Annotated in this window: 23 protein-coding genes; 17 read left to right on the top strand and 6 right to left on the bottom strand. The window is 68.5% G+C overall.

Translation table 11 applies throughout. The features are described from left to right. Positions 1–27 precede the first annotated feature (27 nt). From RYH80_RS11745 to RYH80_RS11755, 3 genes are all read right to left on the bottom strand, one after another. On the bottom strand, positions 28–345 hold the full coding sequence (locus RYH80_RS11745) for a DUF8024 family protein (RefSeq protein WP_370904061.1): 318 nt from the start codon (positions 343–345) through the stop codon (positions 28–30). A gap of 256 nt (positions 346–601) precedes the next feature. After that, positions 602–1,261 carry a hypothetical protein gene (locus RYH80_RS11750; protein ID WP_370904062.1) on the bottom strand — a complete coding sequence of 220 codons (660 nt, stop codon included), beginning with the start codon at positions 1,259–1,261 and terminating at the stop codon, positions 602–604. A 103-nt stretch (positions 1,262–1,364) separates the two neighbouring features. After that, positions 1,365–2,996 carry a DUF255 domain-containing protein gene (locus RYH80_RS11755; protein WP_370904063.1) on the bottom strand — a complete coding sequence of 544 codons (1,632 nt, stop codon included), beginning with the start codon at positions 2,994–2,996 and terminating at the stop codon, positions 1,365–1,367. A gap of 138 nt (positions 2,997–3,134) precedes the next feature. Here RYH80_RS11755 and RYH80_RS11760 point away from each other — a divergent pair, with 138 nt between their 5' ends. The 7 genes from RYH80_RS11760 (at position 3,135) to RYH80_RS11790 (ending at position 10,789) form a co-directional block, all read left to right on the top strand. Beyond that, on the top strand, positions 3,135–3,743 hold the full coding sequence (locus tag RYH80_RS11760; protein WP_370904064.1) for an FxsA family protein: 609 nt from the start codon (positions 3,135–3,137) through the stop codon (positions 3,741–3,743). Positions 3,744–3,942: 199 nt separating this feature from the next. Continuing rightward, positions 3,943–4,893: an indole-3-glycerol phosphate synthase gene (gene trpC / locus RYH80_RS11765; RefSeq protein WP_370904065.1), complete on the top strand. Its 951-nt coding sequence runs from the start codon at positions 3,943–3,945 to the stop codon at positions 4,891–4,893. Between the two features lie 116 nt (positions 4,894–5,009). Further along, positions 5,010–6,191 (top strand): tryptophan synthase subunit beta, encoded by a 1,182-nt coding sequence (trpB, locus tag RYH80_RS11770; RefSeq protein WP_370904709.1) that lies wholly within the window; start codon positions 5,010–5,012, stop codon positions 6,189–6,191. Further along, positions 6,191–7,048 (top strand): tryptophan synthase subunit alpha, encoded by an 858-nt coding sequence (gene trpA, locus RYH80_RS11775; RefSeq protein ID WP_370904066.1) that lies wholly within the window; start codon positions 6,191–6,193, stop codon positions 7,046–7,048. Before trpB ends, trpA begins: the two co-directional genes overlap by 1 nt. Before the next feature lie 52 nt (positions 7,049–7,100). Further along, positions 7,101–7,901: a 2-amino-3,7-dideoxy-D-threo-hept-6-ulosonate synthase gene (locus RYH80_RS11780; RefSeq protein WP_370904067.1), complete on the top strand. Its 801-nt coding sequence runs from the start codon at positions 7,101–7,103 to the stop codon at positions 7,899–7,901. 236 nt (positions 7,902–8,137) lie between these two features. Continuing rightward, positions 8,138–8,575: an Hsp20/alpha crystallin family protein gene (locus RYH80_RS11785; protein ID WP_370904068.1), complete on the top strand. Its 438-nt coding sequence runs from the start codon at positions 8,138–8,140 to the stop codon at positions 8,573–8,575. A 186-nt stretch (positions 8,576–8,761) separates the two neighbouring features. After that, positions 8,762–10,789, top strand: a complete 2,028-nt coding sequence (locus RYH80_RS11790; protein ID WP_370904069.1) for an AMP-binding protein — start codon at positions 8,762–8,764, stop codon at positions 10,787–10,789. A gap of 66 nt (positions 10,790–10,855) precedes the next feature. On the opposite strand, the gene RYH80_RS11795 is transcribed toward RYH80_RS11790, so the two are convergent. Continuing rightward, positions 10,856–11,491, bottom strand: coding sequence for a helix-turn-helix domain-containing protein (locus RYH80_RS11795; RefSeq protein WP_370904070.1), 636 nt, complete (start codon positions 11,489–11,491; stop codon positions 10,856–10,858). Positions 11,492–11,574: 83 nt separating this feature from the next. Here RYH80_RS11795 and RYH80_RS11800 point away from each other — a divergent pair, with 83 nt between their 5' ends. From RYH80_RS11800 to RYH80_RS11830, 7 genes are all read left to right on the top strand, one after another. Continuing rightward, positions 11,575–12,513, top strand: a complete 939-nt coding sequence (locus RYH80_RS11800; RefSeq protein ID WP_370904071.1) for a Phenylacetic acid catabolic protein — start codon at positions 11,575–11,577, stop codon at positions 12,511–12,513. A gap of 10 nt (positions 12,514–12,523) precedes the next feature. Then, entirely contained in the window at positions 12,524–12,850 is a 327-nt protein-coding gene (gene paaB, locus RYH80_RS11805; protein WP_370904072.1) for a 1,2-phenylacetyl-CoA epoxidase subunit PaaB, read from the top strand. After that, positions 12,847–13,671 (top strand): 1,2-phenylacetyl-CoA epoxidase subunit PaaC, encoded by an 825-nt coding sequence (gene paaC, locus RYH80_RS11810; protein ID WP_370904073.1) that lies wholly within the window; start codon positions 12,847–12,849, stop codon positions 13,669–13,671. The genes paaB and paaC overlap by 4 nt, the downstream gene beginning before the upstream one ends. 1 nt (position 13,672) lies before the next feature. Further along, a complete protein-coding gene (paaD, locus tag RYH80_RS11815; RefSeq protein WP_370904074.1) occupies positions 13,673–14,089 on the top strand; it encodes a 1,2-phenylacetyl-CoA epoxidase subunit PaaD in 417 nt (138 codons plus the stop codon). A 2-nt stretch (positions 14,090–14,091) separates the two neighbouring features. Continuing rightward, the gene (gene paaE, locus RYH80_RS11820; RefSeq protein ID WP_370904075.1) at positions 14,092–14,289 is read left to right on the top strand and encodes a 1,2-phenylacetyl-CoA epoxidase subunit PaaE; all 198 of its coding nucleotides are present in this window, start codon (positions 14,092–14,094) and stop codon (positions 14,287–14,289) included. A gap of 67 nt (positions 14,290–14,356) precedes the next feature. Further along, positions 14,357–14,644 (top strand): AbrB/MazE/SpoVT family DNA-binding domain-containing protein, encoded by a 288-nt coding sequence (locus RYH80_RS11825; RefSeq protein WP_370904076.1) that lies wholly within the window; start codon positions 14,357–14,359, stop codon positions 14,642–14,644. Beyond that, entirely contained in the window at positions 14,645–15,052 is a 408-nt protein-coding gene (locus tag RYH80_RS11830; protein WP_370904077.1) for a hypothetical protein, read from the top strand. Positions 15,053–15,123: 71 nt separating this feature from the next. On the opposite strand, the gene RYH80_RS11835 is transcribed toward RYH80_RS11830, so the two are convergent. Further along, entirely contained in the window at positions 15,124–15,792 is a 669-nt protein-coding gene (locus RYH80_RS11835) for a hypothetical protein (protein ID WP_370904078.1), read from the bottom strand. A 120-nt stretch (positions 15,793–15,912) separates the two neighbouring features. On the opposite strand from RYH80_RS11835, the gene RYH80_RS11840 reads away from it, so the two are divergent. After that, positions 15,913–16,734, top strand: coding sequence for a DUF8170 family protein (locus RYH80_RS11840; RefSeq protein WP_370904079.1), 822 nt, complete (start codon positions 15,913–15,915; stop codon positions 16,732–16,734). Positions 16,735–16,752: 18 nt separating this feature from the next. On the opposite strand, the gene RYH80_RS11845 is transcribed toward RYH80_RS11840, so the two are convergent. Beyond that, entirely contained in the window at positions 16,753–18,381 is a 1,629-nt protein-coding gene (locus RYH80_RS11845; protein WP_370904080.1) for a pentapeptide repeat-containing protein, read from the bottom strand. Between the two features lie 99 nt (positions 18,382–18,480). Here RYH80_RS11845 and RYH80_RS11850 point away from each other — a divergent pair, with 99 nt between their 5' ends. Both RYH80_RS11850 and RYH80_RS11855 read left to right on the top strand, forming a co-directional pair. Then, the gene (locus RYH80_RS11850; RefSeq protein WP_370904081.1) at positions 18,481–19,068 is read left to right on the top strand and encodes a thymidine kinase; all 588 of its coding nucleotides are present in this window, start codon (positions 18,481–18,483) and stop codon (positions 19,066–19,068) included. A gap of 130 nt (positions 19,069–19,198) precedes the next feature. After that, on the top strand, positions 19,199–19,858 hold the full coding sequence (locus RYH80_RS11855; protein WP_370904082.1) for a YIP1 family protein: 660 nt from the start codon (positions 19,199–19,201) through the stop codon (positions 19,856–19,858). Positions 19,859–19,866: the final 8 nt, after the last annotated feature.

The following is a 19,866-nucleotide window of genomic DNA, read 5'->3' on the forward strand; positions in this document are numbered from 1 at the left end:
GACGCGTCGAGCGCCAGGGTCGACCGCTCACCGCTCGTCCTGCTTCGCGGCCCCGGCGCCGGCGGTCTCGGAGCCCGCCTCCGGGTTCGGGTAGCCGGTCGGGATTCGCCCCTCCGCCTCGCGCGTTCCGCGACCGGGACTCGGCAACGAGAGTCCGAGTGGCTGGAGCAACGCGCCGAGTGCGACGTAGCCCAACACGCCCGTCGACACGACCAGGAACGCCGTGCCAGCGACGACGGAGACGAAAGACAGCGGGTCCCGCAGCGCCACCTCCGTGCCGATCGTGATCGCCATCTCGGCGACACTCGCGGCGAGTTCGACGAGGAAGTCCGTGACAGTGACCATACCGCCGTTGGGGCCCGCGAGGATTTCAGCGTTCGGGGTTCGGTGTCTGGACCACATCCGCCGGTCCCCTGTGTCCCCTGGCGTGTTTCGATCCGTGTTTCGGGGGAAAGTACTTGTACACCGAAACACGATGTTACCGTGTCGGTAAGGCCGTGAGAGGGAGATGACCTCGCACAGGTGAGAAAATCACCTCGTCCGGCTACGTTCGACCCTCTCGACGACGAACGTGGTTACGGGCTGGCGGGTGGGAGCCCGATCACGGCTCGACTTCGTACACGTGCAGTCGCAACTCGAACTCGTCCAGTACGTGCCCACCACACCGAACGACGCGTTCGGAGCCGAGGCGATCCAACCATCCGGCGTCTCGCTTGTGATCCGCTGCGGCAGCACCGGCGAGACAGTCGGCGGTCTGTACCTCCTTCTCCTGCCGTGAGCCACGGAACTCCGCGGAGAGTGTCGACGAGAGTTCCTCGATACGCTCCCGAATCGCCTCCGACTGCCTCGCCGACGCGACCCGGTCGAACGTCAGTGTATCTCGTGTCGCCTCGGTGTGATCGTCCAGCCGTCGAACGAGTTCTGTGTAGGCCCGTGCGCGCAGTGCCAGGTCCCACTCGAGGTCGAAACGACCGTCGTACAACAGGTGTGCGTCGGCCAACTGGTGGAGTCCGTGAGATGTCACCGTCGCGACGCCGAACTCCAGCCGAGAGTCGGCGAGGCGCCCGAACAGTCGACGCTTCTGCTCCTGGAAGAGATCGTTCCACCTCGCCTCCGGAACGTCTCGAACGTCGTCCACCGTGCGCTTGGCGTACCTCCGGCACTCGTTCGTCTCTCCCGCCACGACGCCGGCGACGTACACCTCGCAGTTCCCGTGGATCACTCCTCTCAAATCTCCAGAGGCGTCGCCGAAGTACGGCACGTGAGAACGGTGTGGCGGTCGCACAAATATTTCTTTCTGTCGGAAACTGTTGTCGGACCAGGCAAAGAAACTAGACGACGACGGTAGTACTGTAAGTTTCCGACTACGAGGTTGCCTCGCCGATCCGCTCCAACAGCTCGTCCGGCGTCTCCGCGGGGGCGACATCCCGGCCCCGAATCACCGCGGCTCCGTCGGGGGCGTCGTCGGCGTCGGGGACGACCACCTTCTCGTGGTCCGCGACGCGGAGCGCGGCGCGGTGGAGGTCCGAGCCGACGCCGTCGCCGACCGCGACGACCAACGGCTCCGAGAGACAGCGATCGACGGCGGCCCCGTACCCAGCCACCTGCGGCCCCATCCGCTCGGTCGCGTCGGCGAACGCCGCCAGTCCGCGCTCGGCGCGGTCGCGGTACCGGTCCGCGCCCGTCAGTGCCGCCAGATCGAGCAGCCCCTCCGCGAGCGCGACCGTCCCGTCGATGGGTCGCAACGGCCGGTCGAGCAACCCGACACCCGCGGCGGGGCCGTCGCGGAACCCGTCCTCGTCGCCCAACTCCGCGACGGCGCGGTCTGCGACGGCCGCGGCCACGTCGACACCCTCGCCGAGCACCTGCGCGGCGGTGGTGAACGCCCGGACGACCCGGCCGGCGTCCGACAACAGGTCGACCGGCGCGTCGTCGGCGTCGAAGTGTCGCACTCGCCCGGCCGTCTCGGTGTCTCTCCCCGTCTCGGTGTCCGCCCCCGTCCCGATCAGCGTCTCGCGGAGGTACCGCAGTGCGCCACGTGCGTCCTCACGCGCCTCGTCGTCGTCGGTGTACGCCGCCAGCCACAGCAGTGCGTCGGCCGCGAGCGCGTTGCCGTCGGCGTACGCCGTCAGGTCCCGGCGGTCCCCGTCCGGCCCGACGCTGCCGCCGAAGGCGTCCCCGACGCGCAACTGGTCGCGTAGGAACCCGGCGGCGCGGTCGGCGGCAGTGTGGTACGCCTCCTCGCCGGTGTAGAGGTAGCCGTGTGCGAACGTCCGCAGCAGTGCGGCGTCGTCGACGAGCAGGCGCTCGCGGTGGACGCCGCTCCAGTCGCGGCCGGCGGCGTAGCGGTAGAAGCCGCCGTCGGGGCCCTGGAGGTGTCGCCGGATCGCGTCCAGCGTCGCCACCGCGCGCTGGCGGTCGCGCTTGAGTGCGAACGCGACCGTGTCCGGCAGCGGGAACTTCGCGTCCGTCCCCCACCCGGCGAACTCCTCGTCCCACTGCCGGTCGAGTTGGCCGGCGAAGTGCCGCGGGATGGCCTCGGACAACTCCCCGGACGGGGTGTCGTTGCCGGCGAGCGCGCGCGGCACTCGCCCGGCGGCGGTCCCCTGTGCGTCCCAGCGCTCGCGGACCTTGTCGAGGATACCACGGAACCCGTCGGGTGCGAGGTACGTCGCGCCGGTGAGGACCTCGCCGTCGGGGGTACAGAAGACGGTCGACGGAAACCCACCCATGTTGTACCGCTCGCGGACCCGCGGCTGGCGGTCCACGTCCACCTTCACGGGGACGAATCCGTCGTCGACGTTGGCGGCGGTGCGCGGCTCGCCGAACGTCTCGGCGAGCATCTGGTGGCAGTCGTCACACCACGTCGCCGTCAGGAACAACAGCACCGGGCGGCCCGTGCGCTCGGCGATCTCGAACGGCTCCGCACCCCACTCGTGCCACTCGACGTGCGAGGTGTCGACCGGCTCGTCGTCGCGTGTCGCGTCGTCGGTCACACCCACACTCCGTGTGCCGGGCGCGTAAACCTCGCGTTCTCTCGTGTCCGCCGACGGAGAGACGCTGCGCGTTCTCTCACGTCACCCGGCGGAGAGACGCTGGAAAAGGGCTATACGCGTCGGCGAGAACCGTGGTGTATGGTCAGATGGCGGTACGTGCTCGCGGCGCTGTTGTTGGTGCCGCTCGTCGACGCCACCCTGCTCGTGTTCGTCGCCGGCGAGATCGGCGGCGTCACGACCGTCCTCCTGGTGGTGTTGACCGGACTCCTCGGGATGCTCCTCGTCCGCGCGGAGGGACGCCACACTCTCCGGAAACTCCGCCGTGCGGTCGGGCGCGGGGAGCCACCCACCGACCAGTTGCTGGACGGGGCGTTCCTGATCGCCGCGGGGGCGTTCCTGCTCACGCCGGGGCTCGTGACGGACGTGCTCGGGTTCCTGTTCGCGCTCCCACCGACGCGGTACCCGGCTCGCGAGGCGCTGAAGCGGTACGTCGTGGTGCCGTACCTCGACGAGCAGACCGGCGGCTTCGCCACCGGGAACGTCTACGTCGGCGGCTTCCCGGGCGGCGGCGACCGCGAGGACGGCGGTCTCGGTGGCGTCGGGACGGACGGCGGCGGCCCGTTCGGCGGGAGCGGCGACTCCGGCGGTCCCTTCGGCGGCGACGGCGGTCCCTTCGACGACGCCGACGACGAGCGGACGGACGACGACACGGTCGACGTGCGCGACGACGAGTACAGCGTGAAGTGACGCGGGGTCGGAGCGGTCTGTCTCCGTTGAAGCGACGTTCTCACCGGCGCGACGCTTCTGGCGGCGCACCCGACCGCGACCGCACCGACCCCTCGAGCCTACACCGCGACCGCGCCGACTCCCTGGGACTCCACCGCGACCGCACCGCTGCCCGCTCGACACAACGCTTTTGTACAGATACGCCCATCGGTGTACACGGATGAACACGACAGGGGAGCTCGCGCCGGCGGTCGCGTCGATCCTCGACGCGGCGGCCGACCGCGGGACGGCGGACGAGCGCGTCGCGGCGGACGCACGGTCGTTCCCGGACGCGGTCGCGGCGGCGGAGGCGGACGGCCGGGTCCCGGTCGTCGCGGAGGTGAAACCGACCAGTCCGACCACGGACGGCGAGCGCGTCGCCGACCCGGCGACGCTGGCCGAGGGGATGGTCGCCGGCGGTGCGACGGCGATCTCCGTGTTGACCGAGCCGGACCACTTCGGCGGATCGGCGGCGGCGCTGGCGGCCGTCCGCGAGGCCGTCGACGTGCCGGTGCTCCGGAAGGACTTCCTGTTGCGCGAGGCGCAACTGGACATCGTCGCGGCGGATCTGGTGTTGTTGATCGCGCGGTTCCTCGGCCCGGAGCCGGACGCGGCGGGCCACGGTGCCGACGACCTCTCGACGATGGTCGCGGCCGTCCGCGACCGCGGAATGGAGCCGCTCGTCGAGGTCCACTCCGAGGCGGAACTCGAGGCGGCCGTCGACGCCGGCGCCCGCGTGATCGGGGTCAACAACCGCGACCTCGCGCGGCTGGAGGTCGACCTGGAGACGTTCGAGCGCGTCGCGCCGGCGGCACCCGACGACGTGACTCTGCTCGCGGAGAGCGGGCTCGCCACGGCCGCCGACGCCCGCCGGATGCGGGCGGCCGGCGCCGACGGACTCCTGATCGGCTCCGCGATCATGGAGGGTGTCGCCTCCGGCAACGAAGACGGCGTCGTCGGAGACGACGAAGCGGGCGTCGCCTCCGGCGAGGAGAGTGACCTCGACGCCGGTGAGAAGACAGAGAGCGTCGCCGAGCGGGTCGCGACGAACACCCGGCGATTTACGACGGCGGAGTCCCAGGAGACGGACGTGACGACCGACACCACGGACGCGACGGAGGTGGACCGATGAGCGACGCCGAACGGACCGGTCCCAGCGGGATCGACGGCGACGGGATCGAACCCGGCCGGTCGAGCGCGGACGGGAAGTTCGGCCCGTACGGCGGTCAGTACGTCCCCGAGGCGCTGATGCCGGCGATCCGCGAACTCGAAGACGCCTACGAGCGGTACGTCCTGAACAACGAGGACGGGTTCGTCGACGAGTTCCGGCGCCGCATCGAGGACTTCGGCGGCCGGCCGACCCCGCTGCAGTACGCCGAGAACCTCTCGGCGCGGTACGACACGGACGTGTACCTCAAACGCGAGGACCTGCTCCACGGCGGCGCCCACAAGCTGAACAACGCCCTCGGCCAGGTGTTGCTGGCGAAGTACATGGGCAAAGAGCGGATCATCGCCGAGACCGGCGCGGGCCAACACGGCACCGCGACGGCGATGGCGGCGGCCCACCTCGACATGCCCTGTGAGATCTACATGGGCGAACGCGACATCACGCGCCAGCGGCCCAACGTCTTCCGGATGAAGCTCAACGGCGCGGAGGTCGTGCCGGTGACGACCGGCCGCGGGACGCTGAAGGAGGCCATCTCCGAGACGATGCGCGACTGGGCGACGACGGTCGAGGAGACCCACTACGTGATCGGCTCCATCGTCGGCCCGCACCCGTTCCCGACGATGGTGCGGGACTTCCACGCGTTGATCTCCGAGGAGGCGCGGGCACAACTCCACGAGCGAGCGGGCCAGTTGCCCGACGCGGTGTTGGCGTGTGCCGGCGGCGGCTCGAACACGATGGGCACTTTCCACCACTTCGTCGACGACGAGGACGTGGGGCTGTACGCCGTCGAGGCGGGCGGCTCTTCGCTGGCGGTCGACGAGGAGGAGGGTGTCGCCCCCAACTCGGCGTCGCTGTCGACGGGGACGGAGGGTGTCCTCCACGGCGCGCGGACGAAACTGCTGCAGGACGGCGACGGCCAGATCGTCGAGAGCCACTCCGTCTCCTCGGGGTTGGACTACGCCGGCGTCGGGCCGGAGTTGGCCCACCTCGTCGACGAGGGGCGCGTCCAGCCGGTGAACGTCGACGACGACGCCGCCCTCGAAGGGTTCCACCGCCTCTCCCAGCGGGAGGGAATCATCCCGGCGTTGGAGACCGCCCACGCGTTCGGCTACCTGGAGGAACACCACGACGACCTGGGTGACGTGGTCGTCGTCAACGTCTCCGGGCGCGGGGACAAGGACCTCGCGGCGGCGCTGGAGGAGACGGAACAGCGCGACCTGTCGAACGCGCCGGACATGGGCGAGTTCTCCGGAGGGATGTGATGTCGGGGAGTGACCTCGCGACGGCGTTCGCGGCCGACGACCCGGCGTTCGTCCCGTACCTCGCGGTCGGGGACCCGAGCTACGAGGCCTCGCAGGCGTACGTCGAGGCGCTCGCGGAGGGCGGTGCCGACGCGATCGAACTCGGCTTACCGTTCTCGGAGCCGATCGCGGAGGGCCCGACGATCCAGGAGGCGATCGTCCGGGCACTGGACGCCGGGATGACGCCAGAACGGTTCTTCGAGTTCGTCGAGGACCTCGACGTGGACGTGCCGCTCGTCTGTATGACCTACTACAACCTGCTGTACCAGTACGGCGAGGTCGACGAGGGCGAACGGCGCCCGCGGCCGTTCGTCGAGCGGGCCGCCGAGGCCGGGATCTCCGGGTTCGTCGTGCCGGACCTGCCGGCCGAGGAGGCGGGGCCGCTGCGGGAGGCGTGCGACGAGTTCGGGCTGGACTTGATTTCGATCGTCGCGCCGACGACGGAGGACGAGCGACTGGAGCGACTCGTCGACGTGTCGTCGGGCTACCTCTACGTCCAGGCGCGACTGGGTGTGACGGGGACGGACGTGGGTGCCGCCGACCGCACCGCCGAGTCGCTGGAGCGACTCGCAGAGTACGACCTGCCGAAGGCGGTCGGGTTCGGGATCGACGGCGGCGAGAAGGCGGCGGACGTGATCGAGGCGGGCGCCGACGGGATCATCGTCGGCTCCGCGCTGGTCGAGATCGTCGCCGACGGCCACGAGCGCGACCGGTCGACGGCGGCGGTCGCGGCCGACCTCGAGGAGTTGGCACGGGAACTGAAGACGGGGGCGCGTCGTGGCTACGAGCGACGCGTGCCGCGACCCGAAGGATCTTGAGGCCGACTCGTCCGCAAGGAACTTCCGGTCGCTCGCACGACGGAGAGACACTGTGACACACGCCGGACTCGACGCACGACTGGACCGGATCTCCACGGACGGGCGGTACCTGATCGTCCCGATGGACCACGGGATCACGCTCGGTGCCGTGACGGGCTTGAAGGACATCGAGGGGACGATCGACGCCGTCACGCGCGGCGGTGCCGACGCCGTGTTGACCCAGCGCGGGATCGCGCCGCGGGTCCACGGCAACGCGAACGGTGCGGGGTACGTCGCGCACCTGAACGCCTCGACGGCCATCGGGCCGGACAGCAACGACAAGCGCCAGACCGGGACGGTCGTCGACGCCATCCGTGCGGGCGCGGACGCGGTGTCGATGCACATCAACGTCGGCTCCGACTACGAGCGCGAGCAGCTCAAGTTCCTCTCGGAGTTGACGAGCGAGGCGGCCGGCTACGGCGTGCCGACGCTGGCGATGGCGTACGCCCGCGGCGCGAACCTGACCGGCGAGGACCCCGAACACGACCCCGAGTACCTGGGCCACGCAGTCCGGCTGGCCGAGGAGGTCGGCGCGGACGTGGTGAAGACCGCCTACTCGGGCGACCCGGAGACGTTCGAACACGTCTGTGAGTCGACGGCGCTGCCGGTGGTCATCGCCGGTGGGTCGCCGTCGGGCGACCGCGCGACGCTGGAGGCGGTCCGCGGCGCGATGGACGCCGGTGCGGCGGGTGTCTCGATGGGGCGGTCGATCTTCCAACACGACGACCCCGAGGCGATCACCCGCGCCGTCTCCGCGGTGGTCCACGAGGACGCCGACGCCGAGGACGCGCTCCACGGCGCCGAACTGCTGTAACTCCAGGCCGCGTCTCGGTCGAGTCCGGACGCCGACCCGCTGTGCCCCAGTCGCCGACCCGTGCGATCTGACCTTCTGTCGACTTCTCTCTCGCCAGTGTCTCACGGCCAATTGCAACGCCGAACGGCACGAGAGATGACTCCGCTGGACCACCGAGCGCCGTGCTCGCGCGCCGCGAGCTATCCTGTCCCACGCTAGGGGACACATTGATTAGCTCGTCCGACGTACGTTCGGGTATGTCCCGACGGAACCCGATCGACGACATCGAGCAGGTGTTCGAGCGGATGAACCGCGAACTCGCCAACATCGGCGAGGGATTCGAGCCGCGCGGCCGCGGCGGCGTGAACGTCGACGTGCTCTCGCGCGACGGCGAGATCGTCGTCGTCGCCGACCTCCCCGGCTTCACGAGCGAGGACATCGACGTGTCGCTGGTCGACCGGGAGTTGACGATCACTGCCGAGGCGAGCGACGAGACGGAGACGGCCGTCGACGACGAGTCCGTCCAGGTCCACCGCCGCGAGCGCCACGCCCGCTCCGTCGAGCGGCGACTCCGACTCCCCGAGGACGTGGTCGAGGCCGAGACGACCGCCGAGTACGAGCACGGCGTCCTGACGGTGACGCTCCCGACACTCGAGAGCGAGACCGTCGAGGGCACCACCATCGACGTGAACTGACGACGCCAACCGAGCGGGTGACCCGAACTGGCGCCGGCCGCTCACACGCTCGCTCCGCCACGAGGTGCCTCCCCGGTCGAGAGGCGACGAGAAACTCGAATTCGAGTACCGATCTCGACGAGACCGCCGGAGAGCGGCGCGATCCGGAAAGCTACTTGCCCCGCCGGGTGGAACCGACGAGCAGAGATGGCGTCGACAGACACCGGCACGGAGGAGGTGGTCCACGAACCGGACCCGGCGTTCGCCGAGGCGACGAACGTCCGGCAGTTCATGCGAGAGTACGACATCCCGGACCACGAGGCGCTGATCGAGCGCACGACGACGGACCTCGACGGGGACCCGGACTCCGGCGTCGAGTGGTTCTGGGACGAACTCGTCGACTACCTCGGGATCGACTTCTACGAGGACTACGACACCGTCCGCGACGACACGGACGGCCCCCAGTTCTCGCGGTGGTACCCCGGCGGGGAACTCAACCTCGCGCACAACGTGCTCGACCGCCACGCCGCCCGCGACAGCGAGCGTCGCAACAAGATGGCCTGCATCTGGGAGGGGGAACCCGGCGACGAGCGCCACGTCACCTACCACGACCTCCACCGACAGACGAACCGCGTCGCGAACTACCTCGACTCGGTGGGTGTCGAGACGGGTGACACCGTCGGGCTGTACATGCCGATGGTGCCGGAGGTGATCTCGATCCTCTACGGCTGTTTCAAGGTGGGCGCGATCGCGGTGCCGATCTTCTCCGGGTTCGGCACGGAGGCGACCGCGACGCGGATCGCCGACTCGGAGTGTTCCGTGTTGTTCACCGCCGACGGCTTCTACCGCCGCGGCAGCGAGGTGACGCTGAAGGGGACCGCCGACGAGGCGATCGCCGAGGCCGGCCACGTCGAACACACCGTCGTCTACGACCGCCTCGGGTCGAGCGGGGACGCCGACGCAGACACCGACGAGGACCTCCCGATCCCGTGGCACCACGACCGCGACACCTGGTGGGCCGACAGCGTCGCCGCCGCGGACGACGACTACGAGACGCGGTCACTCTCCTCCGACCAGGAGTCGATGCTGCTGTACTCCTCGGGGACGACGGGGGAGCCGAAGGGGATCGTCCACACCCACGCGGGCGTACAGATGCAGTGTGCGAAGGAGCTCCACTTCGGGTTCGACCAGAAGCCGTCGGACCGGTTCTTCTGGGTCTCCGATATCGGGTGGATGATGGGGCCGTGGACGCTGATCGGCAACCACACGTTCGGCGGCACCGTGTTCATGTACGAGGGTGCCCCGGACCACCCGCAGCCCGACCGCTTCTGGGAGATGATCGACCGCCACGACCTGACGCAGTTCGGGATCTCGCCGACGGCGATCCGGGCGCTGCGCGAGCGGGGTGACGAGTGGCTCGCGGACCACGACCTCTCCTCGCTGCGGATCCTGGGGTCGACCGGCGAGCCGTGGGACCCCGAGTCCTGGCGGTGGTTCTACGAGCACGTCGGCGGCGGGGAGTGTCCGATCGTCAACATCTCCGGCGGGACGGAGATCTGTGGCTGTTTCCTCATGCCGATGCCGGACCAGCCGCTGAAGCCGTGTACGCTCGGCTCGCCGGGGCTCGGGATGGACGTCGACATCGTGGACGCCGACGGGGAGTCGGTGGCGGAGACGGGCGAGCGTGGGTTCCTCGTCGCGCGCGACTCCTGTCCCTCGACGACGAAGTCGCTGTGGTCGGGCGACGAGCGGTACCTCGAGGAGTACTGGTCGACGTGGCCGGACCTGTGGGACCACGGCGACTGGGCCCAGAAGGACGCCGACGGGTTCTGGTTCCTCCACGGGCGGGCCGACGACGCCCTGAACGTCGCCGGCCGGAAGATCGGCCCGGCGGAGATCGAGGGCGTGTTGATCGACCACCCGGATGTGAACCGCGCGGCGGCGGTCGGGGTGCCGGACGACACCACCGGCACCGCGGTCGTCGCCTACGTCGTCACGGAGCCGGGCGTCACCGGCGACGACGACCTGCGTGCGGAGCTGACGGAACTTGTCGGCGAGGAACACGGCAAGCCGTTCCGTCCGCGCGAGGTGTTGTTCGTCGACGCCTTCCCGAAGACGCAGTCGGGGAAGATCATCCGCCGCGCCATCGCCTCGGTCCACGAGGGCGAGGACCCCGGCGACCTCTCCTCGATGGAGAACCCCGAGGCGCTCGAGGCGATCCGGGACGCGTCCTGATCTCTCGGACGGCTCGTCTCGGTCGTCCGAACGCTCCGTCTCGATCGTCCGAACGCTCCGTCTCGATCACCCGAACAACTGTTCGAACAGCGCCGCCTGTCCCCGGCGGAGGCGTTCGAGGAAGGCGGTCTTGCCGACCCCCAACTCGGCGGCCACCTCCGCGGCGGTGACGGCCTTCGGCACGCCGAAGTACCCCATCGCGTGAGCCGTGCGGATCGCCGCCTCCTGTGCCGGGGTCAGGTCGAACCGCCCGGCGCTCTCCTCGGTGTCCGGTCCCAGCGGGTAGACCCGTTCCAGACTCACGCCGACGCGGTCGCCGGCGGCCGCCATCACACCCTGGAGCACCTCGCGCCCGACGACCGCCCCGGCGAAGCGTGCCCCGTCTGGCTCGTAGGTGAGTGTCTCGGGCATGAACCCAACGTCGACGAGGTCGTGGACCACACACGGTGCCAAGGAGAGACAGCGGTAGACGGCGCGGTCACCCGCGTCGGCGCGGTGGAGGTACCGGACCCTGTCGTCGGCGTCCAGCGTCGCCGCCACGTCCGCCTCGGCCGGCGCGGAACACCTGACGAGCGCGTTGCCGTCGCGACGCAGCGCCGGCGGCTCCGCGGTCACGGTCGCCTCGTGGGCGGTCGCGGCGTCCGCGAGCGGACAACCGTCGCCCGTCACGCCCACCTCCACGACCAGACACTCGTCGATCACGCGGCAACACTCGCGTCGAGGATACATAAACCCCGGCTACAGACGGGCCAATCCCTACGTCACGGTAGTTCCTGACGGTAGGTATGGACATCGAGACGGTCAAGGAGCGTGCCGGGCCACGCGAGTTCGGGCCGGCCGACGACATGCCCGAGGAGTACCGCCGCGCGGCCACGCGGATGATCCAGTTCCACGCCAACAGCGAGGTGATGGGTGGGTACCTCGACAAGCAGTTCACCCGCCACGCGCCGTCGCTCGACCGGAAACTGGCGTGTACGGCGAAGGTCCAAGACGAGATCGGCCACGCGCAGCTGCTGTACCGCGCCGCCGAGACGCTGGGCGTGAAGACCCGCGAGGAGATGCTGGACGAACTCGCCAACGGCGAGGGGAAGTTCCTCAACTGTTTCCACTACCCGGTCGACTCCTGGTACGAGGCCCCGATGATCGACTTCTTCGTCGACGGCGGGGCGATGCGCCGACAGGCCACGCTGAAGACCACCTCCTGGACCCCGTACGCCCACGCGATGGACAAGGTGTGTTTCGAGGAGGGGTTCCACGTCAAGCACGGCGAGTCGATCCTCAAGGAGCTGATGACCTCCTCGAAGGCGACCCGAGAGCGCGTCCAGGAGACGTTCGAGACGTGGTGGCCGCGCATCCTCCAGTTCTTCGGGCCGACGAACGACGAGTCGCACCACAACGACTTCGCGCAGGACGTGGGTCTGAAGACGGCGACGAACGACGAACTCCGCAACTCGTTCCTCAACATGTACGTCCCGAAGGCGGAGAAGTACGGCCTGGAGATCCCGGAGTACCCGCGCATCTTCGAGCGTGACGACGGGACGATGGCGATCCGCGAGGACGACCTCGACTGGGACGAGTTCTGGACGATCTCGAAGAACGACTACGAGGGGAGTCACGAACAGATCGGCACCCGACGGCGGCGCCAGGAGGCCGTCGAGTGGGTGCGCCAGTCGATGGACGACTGGGAGGCGTCGGGCGGAACCACGCCGCAGGCGGCCGACTGAGAGACCACACATGATCTGGGAAGTGTTCAGACAGGAGGAACCGGGCGACTACCACCAGCACGTCGGCAACGTCCACGCGCCGGACCGGGAGATGGCGAAGCAGTTCGCCCAGATCCAGCACGCCCGCCGGATGCAGACGAACTCGCTGTGGGTCGTCCCGCAGGAGGAGATCGGTGAGGTCGACGCCGAGGACACCAGCTTCGGCGGTACCACCGACAAGTCCTACCGCTGGGCGATGACGTACAACGACATCGACGCCTCCTTCGCCGAGGAGGTCGCCGACAGCGAGGAGGAACAGCGCGAGGCCGCGGAGAAACGCTCGGAGGCCCAGTCGTGACCGCCGCCGGACTCGACCGCGAGGACCTGACGGACGAACAGCAGACCGCGCTGGAGACACTGCTGTTCCGCCTCGCAGACGACGAGTTCGTCCACGCCGAGCGCGCGACGGAGTGGCAGATCTACGCGCCGACACTGGAGTCGGACCTCGCCCTCGCCAACGTCGCCCAAGACGAGTTCGGGCACGCACGGCTCTGGTACGACCTCCTGCAGGAACTCGGCTACACGGAGGCCGAGTGTATCTGGGAGCGCGACGCCGACGACTGGACTCACTCGACACTCGTCGAGCGGCCGTTCCCGGACGGCGGCTGGGGGAACGCGATCCTCCGGGGGTACCTCTACGACGTGGCCGAGCGCATCCGACTGGAGGCGTTGATCGACACGAGTTACGCCCCGCTCGCGGACCGCGTCGGCAAGGCGCTCGACGAGGAGGAGTACCACCGCGAACACGCCGAGAACTGGCTGGACCGACTCGCCGGCGGCGGCGAGTCCCACGAGCGACTCCAGCGGGCCGTCGACGACCTGTTCCCGCACGCGCTCTCGCTGTTCGCACCCAGCGAGCACGAGGAGACGATCCTCGACGCGGGGTTCCGCACGGAGTCGACCGCCGACATGCGCGAGGAGTGGCTCGACACCGTGATCCCGCGACTGGAGTCGCTGGGGCTCGACGTGCCCGATCCGGAGGACACCGACCTGCCAGAGGCGCGCGGTCGTGACGGCACTCACACCGACGCGTGGTTCGACCTCCAGGCGGAGTTCACCGCGACGTACGGCGAGATCGACCCGGACGAGCCGGCGACGCTCTCCAGCGAGGGGGTGTGACGTGCCGACGAACGCACCGATAGACTCGGAGGCGTGCGCCTACACCGAGTACGAGGACGGGGAGTCGCCCGCGGACTACCCGAAGACCGGCGCAGGTGCCGAGGGTGTCGAAGCCGAGATCTGGGACGCCCTCCGCGAGGTGGAGGACCCGGAGATGCCCGTCAGCATCGTCGATCTCGGACTGATCTACGGCGTCGAGGTGGACCCCGAGAGTGGCACTGCCGAGGTCGAGATGACACTCACCTACTCCGGGTGTCCGGCTCGCGACATGCTCCTGAACGACGTGGAGTGTGCCGCAGAGACCGCCTCGGAGGTCGACGACGCCGAGGTCCGCCTGCGGTACTCCCCGGAGTGGAACGTGAACATGGTGACCGAACGGGGTCGCTCGGCACTGCGCGACTTCGGACTGAGTGTGTGAGTATGAGTGATTCAGAGACCCCCAGCGCGCCGACCGACGACGCCGACCCGAGTACCGAGACCAGCGGCGAGACCGCGGGTGCAGAGTGTCCGTACTGCGGCTCGACGGAGACGGAACGCGACCACCCGCAGGGTCCCTCGTCGTGTCGGTCGATGCACTTCTGTAACGAGTGTCAACAGCCGTTCGAGCGGTTCGGGTAGGTAGGTGTCGACGTGTGGACGGCACCCGGACGAGGGTTTTTCACCGATTCCGAGGCAACGGCGAGGTATGAGTGACCGAGTCGAGAACGACGACCCCGTCGTCACGGAACTCTCCAGTGACGGCGAGACGGCGATCCCTGCGCCGGTCCGCGAGTGTTTGGCCCTCGAACCGGGCGACGAGATCCGGTGGCGCATCGACGGGGAGACGGTCCGTGTCCGTCGGGCCACGCCGACGGCGAAGGGTGTCGCCTACGCGGACGACGTCCCGATCGAGGATCGAGAGGAGTGGGTGACCAACGCGAACGAACGCCTCCGCCGGAAGCGCGAGACGGACTGGGACGGGGCTGGTGAGTAGATGGCGACGTACGTCGCCGACGCCGTCGCGATGAACCGTCGACTGATCGGTGCCGAGCCCGCCCGTGTCGCGGGAGTGTTCGACCGCGCACGACGGGGTCTCGACAGTCTCCTCGCCACGCCCGTCCAGTTGGCCGAGGTCGCCGACACGTTCACGCGACGCGACGAGATCGCGGGCACGACACCGTCACTCACCGGACGAGAGGCCGTACGGACACTGTTGGACGGCCCCGTCGACTCGACACCCGTCGACCGGGCCGTCCTCCTCCGACTCGACCGGCTGTTCGACTACTACTCGATCCACGACGCCGTCCTCGTCGCCGCACACGAGACGCTCGACGCGGACGGCATCGTGACGAACGACCGCGAGATCGAGACGTTCGACGGTGACGCCGCCGTGTGGTCGTAGCCGTTGGGTCACCGCGTCGTGCGCCCTCCGAGAACAAACACGAGCAGTGCCATCGAGAGCGCGCCGACACGTCAGAACAGTTCGTCGAGCGTCCTGTCGCCGTCTGCGTCCTCGTTCAGAACGCTCGGGTCCGCAGGGGCCGCGTCGGCGTAGAACGTCTCCTCGCGGAGTTCTCTGAGTGTCGTGCCCTCGTCGGTCACGGCCGTCAGATCGGCCGAGGAATCGGTGTCTATCTCCGATCCATCGTGGCCGAGTGCTTTCCGAACCGTCGACGGGAGCGTAGGCCGTGGTGCGTTCTCGTGGCGGCCGACCGTCTCGGTCTTGTGTGTCGCGTCGTGGACGGCACGGAGGACAGCTACTCCGCGGAGGTAGTTGTACTCGGTCAGCAGCGAGACACCGAAGGCGGTGAACCCCCAGAAGTCCGCCGGCACGTCACGCGAGTCCTCGTTCGGCTCGTGGTGGTACTGGGTCAGAATCTCGTGGTCCGCGAGGTTGGCGAGTTGCTCGCTGATCGCGGAGCGACTGCGCGGGACGTAGTACGCGATCTCGGTCGTGGACGCGAGGTTCGACGGGTGGCCGAGGAGAACTTGCAGAACGTTGTGTCGCGTCTCCTGTGAGAGATACCGCTGGACCGTGCGCTCGGTCTCGTACGGGACGCTGTCGTCGAGGTCGAAGACGTCCGCGACCGAGGGCGTCTCCGCGTGACCCTCCGATCCGGTGGCTGTCTCAGAGCGACTCATCGTTGCCCGTCCGTACGCACGGGTGTCGGGTAAGCATTCCGGACAGACCACGACGATTCTCTGGCTCGAATCCGTCGTGGTCGAAACACTCTTGCGCTCCGTTACTGATATCGTCACAGTATGGTCGATTCTACACGTCGCAGACGTGTCTCCGAGGCACTGTCGCGGGCACTCCGAGACATCTCGCTCCCCGTCGAGGACTACACGACGATCCGGACGTGGGTGGACGAGGAACTTCCCCAACTTCACAGCCCCGCTGTCACCTCCTATCTCGTCTTCGGGAGTTACAGAGGACGCTACCACGAGTCCTTGCGACTCGCGCAGTACGAACTGTCGAAACCGGTGAGCGTCACTGCGGTGGTCCTCGGAGACACGCCGGAACTCGGTCTCACGGTCGCGGAGATCGGGCCGGACCCGTTGGCGTTTCTCGTGAAGTTCCACCTCTTGACGGCGTTCGCCGACCGGAACGTCGGCATCTACGAGAAGGACTCCGGTGGCGAGGCGGTCGAACTCGGACTGCTCACGGGTGAGTCGTGTTTCGAGCAGACGACACTGTTGCCTCGTGACTACTACGGGAGAGAGAGCGACGACATCCAGGATCGAGCAGACGTGTTCTCGGTTGCACGCCACGTCGCGTTCGCGGCCGACCTCGACGAGGACGAGAAGAAGACCGAACTCCGCGGACTACTCCAGACGGCTCGGAGTCGGGGAATCGACGTGAGCGAACACGAGTTGACGGTGTTTCTCGAGGAGGAACTCGCCGACCGAGACGCGGACGCTCCGACGTACAGTTGGGTCCACCTCTCGGTCTTCCGACAGTTCGAGGCGAGCGGACGGTGTGAGACGTGGCACACCGAAGACGACCTCCGAGCGGCCGTCGCGCGGATCAGAGCAGAGAGCGCGCCACAGTGGGATCTCGGGACGACCGGTTCGGGGAGTTGAGTGTCCGAGAACTGTCGATCATCGCGTCGCGCGCCGTCCGAGGACGAACACGAGCAGTGCCATCAGGAGCGCGCCGAAGAACGACTCGACGGTGGCGACGAGTTGTCCGCGGCCGACCGGCTGGAGGTCGCCGTAGCCGAGGATCGTGAACGTGACCGTCGAGAGGTAGAGGCTCTTGCCGACGAGGTTCGCTGCAGTGGTGTTCTGGAGCGCGAAACTGATGACCTCGCCGCCGCTCGTCGTGTCACGGATGCCGGTGTGCTGGAACAGGCCCGCGCTGACGAGGATGGTCCCGATGGAGAGCCCGACGACGCGACCCGGACTCTCGCCGTACTTCGTGAGTAGGCCGAAGCCGGCGTTCCTGAGCCACGAGAGGTAGTTGCCTTCTTTCCAGTGGTGTCTCCGGCGGCGGGTCTTCCGTTCGACGACGGCCTCGGTGACTCGTTCGGGAAGCGCGCTCTCGCGAGAGAGCTGTTCGATCTGCCGGAGTGTCCACGTCGCTCTCTCGATGGTGTCGTTCTCGCCGGTGTAGTGATCGCCGAACTTTGTATTTGCGTTCAGGCGGATGTCGGCGAGAATCGCACCGTAGAGTGCTGCGCCGGTGAGGTCGGCGTCGAATATGTCGGCTTTCGAGAGGTCGGCGCGTTCGAGTGTCGCGTCTCGCAGTTCCGCGTCGGCTGCCTGCACCGCTGACAGATCCCCATAGCTGAGATCTGCTCCCGAGAGATCGACCTTACGGAGGAGTGCCCCCGAGAGGTCGGCACGAGCGAGGTCTGCCTCCGAGAGGTCGGCACGGGCGAGGTCCACCTCCGAGAGGTCGGCACGAGCGAGGTCCGCCTCCGAGAGGTCGGCACTGGAAAGGTCTGCCTCCGAGAGGTCGGCACGGGCGAGGTCTACCTCCGAGAGGTCGGCACGGGCGAGGTCTACCTCCGAGAGGTCGGCACGAGCGAGGTCTGCCTCCGAGAGGTCGGCACCAGTGAGGTCTGCCTCCGGGAGGTCGGCATCGAAAAGGTCTGCCTCAGAGAGGTCGGCACCAGTGAGGTCTGCCTCCGAGAGGTCGGTATTGGGGAGGAACGCCCTCGAGAGATTGGCATTCGAAAGGTCCTTGTTTGACAGATCGAGAAACTCGAGATTCGCCTCAGAGAGGTCGGCACCGAGTAGACCTACATCCGAGAGGTTGGCACTCGAAAGGTTCGCCTCCGAAAGGTTCGCTTCGGGTAAATCTGCACCCGAGAGGTCGGCGAAATCGAGATTCGCCTTCGAGAGGTCGGCACCGAGTAGGTCTGCCCCAGAGAGGTCGACACCCGAGAGGTCGACACCCGAGAGATCAGCCGTCGAGAGGTCGGCGAACCGTAGCCGCGCCTCACCCAACGATTGCTCGTCTCGAAACTCGAACCCGGATAGCTCGGCACCGTCGAGAACGAGCGGTCTGTCGTGATCTACCTCCAGAACCTCACCACCCGACTCACCAAGCTCGTCCGTGTGCCAGCGACACCGCTCGCTGCCGTCGACAGTTTCGCGACGACAGACGGCGACACGATTCGACTCGACCGCCTCACGAAGCGAATCCGAGTCGAGTATCTCGTGTGAGTGGACGTCCGCCGCCAACATCTCGAACCCACACCGACCTGGTGGCGCTTCGCCCATCACACAACCAACCACACCACGAACGCAAAAAGCTACCCACTAGCCACGACCGGTCACACAAGACAACAGTTAACCCCACCACCGCACACCCACACCACCGTGCACGAGATCACCCAGTCGGGGTTCGTCGAGGTGATCACGGGGTCGATGTTCTCGGGGAAGACGGAGGAACTGCTCCGTCGGCTCCGCCGGGCGCGCATCGCGGGCCAGGACGTCGCCGTCTTCACCCCCGCACTCGACGACCGCTACGGCACGACGAAGATCGGCTCGCACGCCGGCCGCGAGTGGGAGGCGACCGTGATCGAGCCGGACGACGAGGGGCCGTGGGACATCACGGACCACCTGAACGGCGAGGAGGTCGTCGCGATCGACGAGGCGAACTTCTTCTCGGAGACGCTCGTCGACGTGGTCGAGGCGCTGGCGGCCGACGACCGCCGTGTGATCGCCTGCGGCACCGACCAGACGTTCCGCGGGGAACCGTTCCACCCGCTGCCGGAGCTGGTCGCACTCGCGGAGTACGTCGACAAACTCCAGGCGATCTGTGCCCAGTGTGGCGAACCCGCGACCCGCAACCAGCGACTGGTCGACGGGGAGCCGGCCCACGTCGACGACCCGACGATCGTCGTCGGCGCCGAGGAACGCTACGAGGCCCGGTGTCGCAACTGCCACGAACTCCGGCGAGACTGACGGTATCGGACCGGACCACGGCCCCCGGCGAGACCGACGAGACCGGGTCGGACCGCGGACGCACCGACACGAGCGCACCGACGAGTCCGCACCGGAACGGTCAAACCGCGAACCACCGTACGAGACGCTCGTGACGACGTGGGTCGACAGCACGGAGGGCGGTCGTGCGCGCGGCGTCCGCGGACTGCTCAGAGCGTGGTTCGAGGTCGTGGTCCACCCGCGGCGGTTCTTCCGGGTCGGGATCGCGCCGGGCGACCAGGCACCGGGGCTCGTCTTCGCCGTCGTCGTGGCGCTCGGCTTCGCCGGGACGCGTGTCGCGGTCGAGCCGGGGCTCGTCCCGGCGGTGTTCGGTGGCCGTGCCGGCTCCGTCGTGGTGGCGCTGGCGGCGGTCGGGCTCTTGGTCGCGCCGGCGACGCTCCACTTCGCGGCGGCGATCCAGACGGTGTTGATCGTCCTCGTCTCCGTCCGCGTACGCGAGACGCTCCGGGCGATCCGACGCGGTGACGGGTGGCTCGTCACCGCCGACCGCGGCGGTGTCAGCGAGACGGTCCAAGTGATCGCCTATGCCGCCGCGCCGTGTCTCCTCGCCGGGGTGCCGATTCCCGAAGTACGTGCGGCCTGTGCGATCTACGGCGCGTACCTGCTGGTGGTCGGGTTGGAGACCGTCCACGGCCGGTCGACGACACGGACGGTGCTGGCGGCCGCTCTCCCGGGATCGCTGGTCTTCGGCTACGGGTTCGGCGGCTTCGGTGCGATCGTGACACTGCTCGCGCGGTGGTACGTGATCTGACTGGCGTC

Origin of the sequence: Halobaculum sp. MBLA0147 (assembly GCF_041361345.1) — an archaeon.
Classification (GTDB): domain Archaea; phylum Halobacteriota; class Halobacteria; order Halobacteriales; family Haloferacaceae; genus JAHENP01.